This window comes from Agrococcus sediminis (assembly GCF_007923295.1).
Taxonomy (GTDB): domain Bacteria; phylum Actinomycetota; class Actinomycetes; order Actinomycetales; family Microbacteriaceae; genus Agrococcus; species Agrococcus sediminis.
On sequence record NZ_VOIR01000016.1, the window covers coordinates 209,713 to 218,163 of the forward strand.

Below are 8,451 nucleotides of genomic sequence, written 5' to 3' on the forward strand. Positions count from 1 at the left end.
TCACGGGCTTCGAGCCTAACCCACGACCCGCGCATCATCGAGCAACTCGCGGGCGTGCGCGAGCGCGGTCTCGGATGCGGTGCCGGAGAGCATGCGGGCGAGCTCGGCCAGGCGCTCCTCGCCCTCGACCGGCGACACCTGCGACGCGGTGATGCGGCCGTCGGTGCCCTTCTCGACGCGCACGTGGCGCTCGGCGAACGCCGCGACCTGCGCGAGGTGGGTGACGACGATCACCTGGCAGTGCTCGGCGAGCCGGGCGAGCCGGCGCCCGATCTCGGTCGCCGCGGCGCCGCCGACGCCCGCGTCGACCTCGTCGAAGACCATGGTGGGCACGCTCTCGTCGGCGAGCGCCACCTCGAGCGCGAGCATGATGCGGCTGAGCTCGCCGCCCGACGCGCCCCGCTGCACGGGACGCGGCTCGGCGCCGGGGTGGGGCGCGAGCAGCATGGTGACGCGGTCCCGGCCCCGCGGGCCGAGCGCATCCGTCGGCGCGACCTCGACCACGAGCCGGGCGTTCGGCATCGCGAGCGCAGCGAGCTCCTCGCCGACGGCGGCCTCGAGGTGCCGGGCCGCCTCCTGCCGCAGGGCGCTCAGCCGGTCGGCGAGCGCGGCGACCGCCTCGTGCCGCGCGCGCTCCTCGGCATCGAGCCGCTCGAGCTCGGCGTCGTCGCCGTCGAGCTCCGCGAGCCGGAGCGCGGCTGCCGGCGCCGCCTCGAGCGCCTCCTCGAGCGTGCGGCCCAGGCGCCGCTCGAGCGCGGTGAGCTGGGCGCGCCGCTCCTGCACCTCGTCGAGGCTGCGCTCGGGCCGCTCGAGGTCGTCGAGCGCCCGCACGACCGCCGAGGACGCCTCCTGCAGCAGCGCGTCGGCCTGCACGAGCAGGTCGAGCGCGCCGCCGAGCGCCGCGTCGTCGCCGGAGGCGCGCTCGACGAGCCGGCGCGCGCGGCCCGCGAGCGTCACCGCGTCGGGCTCGTCCTCGTCGTTCGAGAGCGCGCCGTGCGCCTCGGCGAGCTCGGCGCGCAGCGCCTCGGAGTGCTCGAGGCGGTGCGCGATCGCGGCGAGCTCGTCCTGCTCGCCCGGCTGCGGGTCGACGGCCTCGAGGTCCTCGAGCTCGGCCCGGATCGAGGCGGCCTCTGCGGCGCGCGCGTCGTGCTCGTCGCGGATGCGCGCGGCCGCGTCGCGCGCGGCCGTCCAGGCCTCGTGCTCCCCGACGTACTCGGCGAGCAGGGCCGCCAGGCGCTCCCCCGCGGCGCGGTCGAGCGCGGCGGCCTGCGCGTCGGGCGAGCGGAGCCGCTGCTGGTCGGCCTGCCCGTGCACGGCGACGAGGCGGTCGGCGAGCTCGCGCAGCAGCCCCGCGGGCACGGCGGCGCCGCCGGCCTGGGCGCGCGAGCGACCCTCCCGGGTGAGGGCGCGGCCGAGGATGAGCTCGCCGTCGTCGACGACCCCGCCGGCGTCCTCGACGAGGGCCACCGCATCCGCGTCGTCGACGATCCAGACGCCCTGCACCGCGGCACGATCCTCGCCGGAGCGGATGACGCCCACGTCGGCGCGCTCGCCGCGCAGCAGCGCGAGCGCCTGCACGAGCATCGTCTTGCCCGCGCCCGTCTCGCCCGTGATGGCGGTGAAGCCGGCGCCCACCGGCACGCGCGCCTCGTCGATCACGCCGAGCGAGCGGATCGTGAGCTCGTCGAGGCGCGTCACGTGCGCGACCGCCGGAAGCCCTCCACCGGCAGGTGGAACTTCGCGACCAGCCGGTCGGCGAAGGGCGCGCGCGACAGGCGCGCGAGCCGCAGCGGCCGGTCGTCGCGCGTCGCCTCGACCCGCGAGCCCTGCGGCAGGTCGAAGGAGCGGCGGGAGTCGCACCACAGCACGGCGGGGCTCGTCGAGTCGTCGGCGATCGTCACGGCCATGGTGGAGGTCGGCGCGACGACGAGCGGGCGGGTGAAGAGCGCGTGCGCGCCGAGCGGCACGAGCAGCAGCACCGACGCGGTCGGCCACACGATGGGGCCGCCGGCCGAGAAGGAGTACGCGGTCGATCCGGTGGGCGTCGCGAGCAGGACGGCGTCGGTGCCGAACGACGAGATGGGGCGGCCGTCGATCTCGAGCATGGTCGTGATCATGCGGCCCGAGCCCGACTTCTCGATCGCCGCCTCGTTCACCGCCCACGTCTCGTGCACGAGCTCGTCGCCCTGGAAGACGCGCACGCAGAGGGTCAGCCGCTCCTCGACCTCGTAGCCGCGGCGCAGGGCGCGCTCCACGACCTCGGCGGTCTCGGCGACCTCCGCCTCGGCGAGGAAGCCGACGTGGCCGAGGTTGATGCCGAGCAGCGGCGCGCCGATCTCTCGCTGCAGCTCGGCCGCGCGCAGGATCGTGCCGTCGCCGCCGAGCGTCATGATGAGCTCGACGTCGGGCGCGTCGGAGGGCACGTACGGCTCGACGGCCTCGAGCCCGCTGCCGGCGGCGAGCAGCACCGCGCGGTCCTCGGCGAGCACGACGGGCGTCACCGACTCGGCGAGCAGCCGCGCGGCGATCGCGGCGGCCGTCGCGACCGCCTCCTCGCGCCCGGGGTGGAACGCGAGCAGGAACCTGCGTCCGCTCATCGCGCCTCCTTCGCCAGTCTCGCCGACTCGTCCAGCCATTCTGTCGGATTCGTGCCGCGCTCGGCCGAGAGGTGGGCGAGGTACTCGAGGTTGCCGCGGCCGCCCGCGATCGGGCTGCCGATGAGGCCGGCGGTGCCGAGCCCCGCGTCCCACGCCGCCCACAGCACCTGCTCGATCGCCTGCGCGCGCAGGCCCGCGTCGGCGACGATGCCCTCGCGGACGCCCGTGCGGCCGACCTCGAACTGCGGCTTGATGAGCACGATCCAGTCGGCGTCGGGTGCGGCGACGCCGACGAGCGGCGGGATCGCGAGCGCGAGCGAGATGAACGACAGGTCGGCGGTGATGATCGACGGCGCCGGCTGCAGCGACCCGGGCTCGAGGTCGCGCACGTTCCGCCCCTCGACGAGGGTGATCGGATGCGCGTCGACGTCGAGCTGGAACTGGCCGTGGCCGACGTCGAGCGCCGTCACGTGCGCGGCGCCGCGCGCGAGCAGCACCTGCGTGAAGCCGCCGGTCGAGGCGCCGGCGTCGAGCGCCTCCCGGCCGGCGGGGTCGACGGCGAAGGCGTCGAGCGCCGCGAGCAGCTTGTGCGCGGCGCGCGACACCCACGCGTCGCCGCCGGCGACCGCGACCTCGGCACGTGCCGGCACCTTGAGGCTCGCCTTCAGCGCCGCGCGCCCGTCGACGGTGACGAGTCCCTCGGCGATGCGCTGCTGCGCCTGGGATCGGCTGCGGGCGAGCCCGCGCTCGACGAGCGCCTGGTCGAGCCGCACCGGCTCGCCTCCGATCGGCTCGCCCCCGACCGGCTCGGCGCCGCCCGCCCCGGCTGCGTCAGCCACGCACCGCCCCGAGCTCCGCCTGCAGCCGGTCGTGGATGCGCGCGAGCTGCTCGGCCCGCGCCTCGAGCGGCTGCTGCTCGAGGAGCTCCAGCTCGTCGACGAGGCCGTCGGCGTGCTCCTGGGGGTCGGTCATGCCCTCGAGGCTAGCGAATCGATCGCGGCGAGCTCGTCGGCGCGCGAGAGCCTGTTGGCGCTCGCGCGGTCGAGCCCGCGGGCGCGCTCGTCGGCGAGCACCGCCTCGAGCGTCGCGCGCAGCGGCCGGTGCGCACCGCCGCCCGCGCGGTAGCGCGCGCTCGAGCGCTGCGCGTGGGAGGCGAGCGCGGCGGGGAGCACGAGCGGCAGCGCGCGCGGACCCATCCACACGCCGACGCCTGCCGCCTCGAGCTCCTCGTCGGTCGCCGCGACGAGCTCGCCCGTGTGCCCGGCGACCTCCCCGGCGAGCGCGATGAGCGCGTGCAGCGTGCCGTCGGGCCCGACCGCGTTCACGACGTCCTGCCGGAGGGGCGCCCGCTCGACGAGGAAGTCGACCAGGTCGCGCACGTCGATCGTCTGCGTCGGCTGCTCGCGCGCCGGCACGAGCACGGGACCGTCGCCGGCGAGCGCGAGCCGCGCGACCCAGTGGCCGAAGCGGTCGCTCTCGTCGCCCGGCCCGCCGATGAGGCCCGGTCGCACGACCGCGAGGCGCTCACCGAGCCGCTCCCTGGCGACGCGCTCGATCCACGCCTTCGCGCCGCCGTACTCCTCGCCCGTCGGGTCCTCCGGCACGAGCTCGTCGTCCTCGTCGGCACCGACCGGCGCGCCCTCGAGCCGCTGCGCGGACACCGACGAGACGAACGTCCAGTGCCGCGTCCGGTCGGCGAGGGCGTCGAGCGCGCCTGACGCGTGCGCGGGCAGCCTCGTCACGTCGACCACCTCGTCCCACTCGCCCTCGAGCGCCGCGTAGGCGTCGTCGCGGTCGCGGTCGCCGGCCACGAGCCGCGCGCCCGGAGCGACCGCGCCCGAGGCGCCGCGCGCCAGGCACGTCACCTCCGCGCCGCGCGCGAGGTGCGCCTCGGCGACGGCGCGTCCGAGCCAGCGGGTGCCGCCGAGCACGAGCACGCGCCGGGGCGATGCAGCGTCGTCCATGCCTGCACGCTAGCGTCGATCGGTGCGCAGCGGACCCTCCCTCGACCTCGCCGGCCCTCCCCCGGCAGGCACGCCCGTGCCGCCGCCCATCGCGCGCCGCGCGGGCCACGATCCCGTCGAGCTCGTATGGCGCAACGAGCTCGGCGGCGTGACGGCCCGCATCGACCGCGCCGGCGGCGCGGTCTACGCGAAGTGGAGCCCTGCCGGCACCGAGTCGCTCGCGGCCGAGGAGCAGCGGATGCGCTGGCTCGCGACGGCGTCGTCGGTGCCGGTCCCGCGCGTGCTGGGCCTGCACCGCGACGCCGGCGGCGAGCTGCTCGAGACCGCCGCCATCGCGGCCTCCTCGATCGTGTCCGCGGCGGGCCTGCGCGACCCCGAGGCGGCGGCCGCCGCCCTCGGCGAGGGGCTGCGGCGCCTGCACGCGACCGACGCGCGCACGTGCCCGTTCCCCGCTCCCGACTGGACCGCATCCGCGCCCGTCGACGACCCCGTGGTCTGCCACGGCGATCCGTGCGCGCCCAACACGCTCATCGCCGACGGCCGGTTCGCGGGGCTCGTCGACCTCGGCCGGGTCGGCGTGGGCGACCGCTGGTCGGATCTGGCGATCGCTTCGTGGTCGCTGGCGTGGAACGGACTCGGCGACGCGGAGCCGGCGTTCTGGGCCGCCTACGGGGCGGCGCCGGACCCCGAGCGGATCCGTCGCTGGCGCGCGCTGTGGGAGCCGCCCGAGCTCGACTAGAGCGCGAGCAGCTCGTCGGCGATCCGGAGGCCCAGCACGGGGCGGTCGGCCGTCCACACCGCCGCGCACGCGGCGCGGATCGTGTCGACGTCGCGCTCCCCCGCACGCACGAGCGCGATGTCGATGCCCGAGCGGCGCACCGCCGCCTGGCCGACCTCGAAGTAGCGGTCGCCGGTCGAGGTCTCGAGCGTCTCGCGCACCGGCGCGATCGGCTCGGCGAGGCCGCGCAGATCCTCGAGCACGTGATCGGGTCGCATCGAGGCGTCGGCGCCGATCAGGCTCGCGCCGCGGTCGATGCCGGTCAGCACGAGCGCCGACGCGATGCCGGCGCGGCGGGCGCCGAGGATGTCGGTGTCGAGCCGGTCGCCGACCATGAGCGGCGCGCGCGCGCCGAAGCGCTCCGCGGCGACGTCGAACATCGGGGTCTCGGGCTTGCCTGCGAACTCGGCCAGGCGGCCGACCGCCGTGTGCACGGCCGAGACGAGCGTGCCGTTGCCGGGCGCGATGCCGCCGGCGACCGGGATCGTCCAGTCGCCGTTCGTCGCGATCCAGGGGATGCCGCCCTGCTCGAGCGGGCGGCGCAGCGCGAACGACGCCTCGGCGAGGTCCTTCCAGCCGACCGACGGATGGAAGCCCTGCACGACGGCCTTCGGCTGCTCGGCGGCGGTGCGCACCACGCGCCAGCCGCGCGCCTCGAGCTCGACCACGATGCCGGCGCCGCCGACCACGAGCACGGGGTCGCCCGGCTGCAGGTGCTTCGCGAGCAGCAGCATGGCCGCCTGCGGGCTCGTGACCACGTCGGACGCGCGCACGTCGAGGCCGAAGGACGCCAGGTGCTCGGCGACCTCCGCGTCGGTGCGCGAGGCGTTGTTGGTCAGGTAGGCCGTCGGGAGCCCGGCGGCACGGATGCTGTCGACCGCGTGCGGGATCGCATCCGGCCCCTTGTAGACGACCCCGTCGAGGTCGAGGTACAGGCAGTCGACGCCGTCGAGCGGCGTCGGCTGCGCCGCCGCCTTGCGGAACAGCGCCATCAGCGGGCGTCTCCGCCGCGCTCCGGCTCCTGGTCCTGGTCCTCGTCCTCGTCCTCGATGAGGTCGTCGCCGAAGAGCGCGTCGGCGAAGAGCGCGTCGCCGTGCGGCGCCGGCTCCTCCGAGGCGGGCTCCGCCTCGTCGACGGCCGCCGCGGCAGCGGCCGGCTGCACCGGCGCTGCTGGCGGCTCGACCTGCTCAGGGTCTGCGGGAGCCTCGACGTCGGGGACATCCTCGACGTGCTCGTCCGCTGCCTCGTCGGTTCCCTCTGCCGCCTTCGCGTCGTCGTCGCCCGCTTGCGCGGCATCGTCGACGTCCGACTCGAGCGGCACGCCGCTCTCCTCGGCCGTGGCCTCGCCGTCGTCCTCGATGCGCTCGGTCGTGATCGCGATGGACTCGAGCTCGCCCGGCGCGAGCGCCGCCTCGAGGGCGTCGATGGCGCGGTCGGCGAGGGCGAACCACTCGGCCGCCTCGTCGTCGCGACCGAGCTCCTCGAGCACGCCCGCGTAGCTGGCGAAGAGCGCCGGGCTGTACTCGAACGCCTTGTCTCGGCGCAGCTCGGGGATGCGCAGCTCCTCGAGCGCCGCCTCCGGCTGCCCGAGGTCCAGGCGCGCGCCGGACTTCACGATCGCGAGCTCGACCCGGACGGGCGTCTCGAGCGTCGCCGCGTCGACCGAACGTGCCAGCTCGAGCGCCTTCTCGGGACGTCCGAGCCCGCGCTCGCAGTCGGCCATGAGCGGCAGCTGGTCGTCGCGCCCGGTGATGCGGCGGTAGGTGCGCAGCTCGCGCAGCGCGAGCGCGAAGTCGCCGAGCTGGTAGGCGGTGATCGCGAGCGTCTCGCGCACCACGCCGATCCTGCCGGCGCGACGAGCCGCGGTGAGCGCGTGCTCGTGCGCGAGCTCCGGGTTCTCGTCGATCAGGCGCGACGCCATCGCCATGTGCTTGGCGACGAACTCGGCGTTGTCCTTCGTGAGGGTCTTCAGCTGCGCGCGCGCGCCGATGTCGAGGTCCTCGGCCACCAGATCGTCCGGCAGCGGCGGCGGCACGACCTCGTCCTCGCGGACCTGCTTGAAGCTCTCGCCGGAGCCGTCGCCGCGGCGCTCGTAGTCGCGCCCGGGGCAGGCGGCATCGCGCTCGGGCCCCTGGTTCCTCGTGCGCTGGTCGTCGCGACGACGCTGGTCGCCGCGCCCGAAGCTGCGGTCGCCGTCGCCCTGCGGACGGCGATCGCGATCACCGTTGAACCGGCGCTCGCCGTCGCGCGCGGGGCGGCGGTCACCATCCCGGGGCGGGCGACGGTCCCCGTCGCGCTGGGGGCGCGAGTCGCGGTCGCCGAAGCGACGCTCGCCATCGCGCTGCGGGCGACGGTCGCCGTCACGCTGCGGCCGGCGGTCGCCGTCACGCTGCGGGCGACGGTCGCCGTCACGCGGCGGCCGGCGGTCGCCATCGCGCTGGGGACGCGAGTCGCGGTCGCCGAAACGACGGTCGCCGTCGCGCTGCGGCCGACGGTCGCCATCGCGCGGCGGCCGACGGTCGCCATCGCGCTGGGGACGCGAGTCGCGGTCGCCGAAACGACGATCACCGTCTCGCTGCGGTCGACGCTCGCCATCGCGCTGCGGACGCGGGTCGCGGTCGCCGAAGCGACGATCACCGTCACGCTGCGGTCGACGCTCGCCATCGCGCTGCGGGCGGCGGTCGCCATCGCGCTGCGGACGCGAGTCTCGGTCCCCGAAGCGACGGTCTCCGTCACGCTGCGGGCGGCGGTCCCCGTCGCGCTGGGGCCGGCGATCAGCATCGCCCTGCGGGCGACGGTCGCCATCCGGGTGGTAGCCGCGGTCGCCGGGGCGGAGCCTCCGCTCGGCATCGCGCTGCGGCGGGCGACGGTCGCCGTCGCGCTGCGGACGGCGGTCGCCATCGCGGTGCGGTCGGCGGTCGTCCTGACGGCCGGAGCCGCGATCTGCGTGGTCGTTCACGGCACCATGCTCCCATCGAGTCGGCACATAGAAAAAGGGGCCCCAGATGAATCTGGGGCCCCTTTCCAAAAGAAGTCCGGCGGTGTCCTACTCTCCCACAGGGTCCCCCCTGCAGTACCATCGGCGCTGAGAGCCTTAGCTTCCGGGTTCGGA

The 8,451-nt window shown here is 76.2% G+C and carries 8 protein-coding genes and 1 rRNA gene; 1 reads left to right on the plus strand and 8 read right to left on the minus strand.

The window, feature by feature from the left end; all coding sequences use genetic code 11:
* Positions 1-15 precede the first annotated feature (15 nt).
* Genes recN through FQ330_RS11635 form a run of 5 tightly spaced genes read right to left on the minus strand, consistent with a single transcriptional unit; the run spans position 16 to position 4,561 of the window.
* The gene (gene recN / locus FQ330_RS11620; RefSeq protein ID WP_146357705.1) at positions 16-1,698 is read right to left on the minus strand and encodes a DNA repair protein RecN; all 1,683 of its coding nucleotides are present in this window, start codon (positions 1,696-1,698) and stop codon (positions 16-18) included.
* Positions 1,695-2,597, minus strand: a complete 903-nt coding sequence (locus FQ330_RS11625) for an NAD kinase (protein ID WP_146357707.1) — start codon at positions 2,595-2,597, stop codon at positions 1,695-1,697. Before FQ330_RS11625 ends, recN begins: the two co-directional genes overlap by 4 nt.
* A complete protein-coding gene (locus FQ330_RS11630; protein ID WP_404799856.1) occupies positions 2,594-3,385 on the minus strand; it encodes a TlyA family RNA methyltransferase in 792 nt (263 codons plus the stop codon). The genes FQ330_RS11625 and FQ330_RS11630 overlap by 4 nt, the downstream gene beginning before the upstream one ends.
* A gap of 43 nt (positions 3,386-3,428) precedes the next feature.
* On the minus strand, positions 3,429-3,569 hold the full coding sequence (locus FQ330_RS13380) for a hypothetical protein (RefSeq protein WP_164877091.1): 141 nt from the start codon (positions 3,567-3,569) through the stop codon (positions 3,429-3,431).
* Complete coding sequence (locus FQ330_RS11635) at positions 3,566-4,561, minus strand: Rossmann-fold NAD(P)-binding domain-containing protein (protein ID WP_146357709.1); 996 nt, start codon at positions 4,559-4,561, stop codon at positions 3,566-3,568. Before FQ330_RS11635 ends, FQ330_RS13380 begins: the two co-directional genes overlap by 4 nt.
* A 22-nt stretch (positions 4,562-4,583) precedes the next feature.
* On the opposite strand from FQ330_RS11635, the gene FQ330_RS11640 reads away from it, so the two are divergent.
* Positions 4,584-5,300 carry a phosphotransferase gene (locus FQ330_RS11640; protein WP_146357711.1) on the plus strand — a complete coding sequence of 239 codons (717 nt, stop codon included), beginning with the start codon at positions 4,584-4,586 and terminating at the stop codon, positions 5,298-5,300.
* Here the strand turns inward: FQ330_RS11640 and FQ330_RS11645 are convergent.
* The 3 genes from FQ330_RS11645 to rrf form a co-directional block, all read right to left on the minus strand.
* Positions 5,297-6,331, minus strand: a complete 1,035-nt coding sequence (locus FQ330_RS11645; protein ID WP_146357713.1) for an HAD-IIA family hydrolase — start codon at positions 6,329-6,331, stop codon at positions 5,297-5,299. The genes FQ330_RS11640 and FQ330_RS11645 overlap by 4 nt on opposite strands.
* Positions 6,331-7,374: a tetratricopeptide repeat protein gene (locus FQ330_RS11650; protein WP_146357715.1), complete on the minus strand. Its 1,044-nt coding sequence runs from the start codon at positions 7,372-7,374 to the stop codon at positions 6,331-6,333. Before FQ330_RS11650 ends, FQ330_RS11645 begins: the two co-directional genes overlap by 1 nt.
* Positions 7,375-8,372: 998 nt before the next feature.
* A 5S ribosomal RNA gene (rrf, locus tag FQ330_RS11655) occupies positions 8,373-8,451 on the minus strand; the annotation flags it as partial.

Bases quoted from the DNA above. Each gene is read 5' to 3' on its own strand.
- FQ330_RS11645 (WP_146357713.1), bottom strand. From the start codon at position 6,331: ATGGCGCTGTTCCGCAAGGCGGCGGCGCAGCCGACGCCGCTCGACGGC.
- FQ330_RS13380 (WP_164877091.1), bottom strand. From the start codon at position 3,569: ATGACCGACCCCCAGGAGCACGCCGACGGCCTCGTCGACGAGCTGGAG.
- FQ330_RS11625 (WP_146357707.1), bottom strand. From the start codon at position 2,597: ATGAGCGGACGCAGGTTCCTGCTCGCGTTCCACCCCGGGCGCGAGGAG.
- FQ330_RS11635 (WP_146357709.1), bottom strand. From the start codon at position 4,561: ATGGACGACGCTGCATCGCCCCGGCGCGTGCTCGTGCTCGGCGGCACC.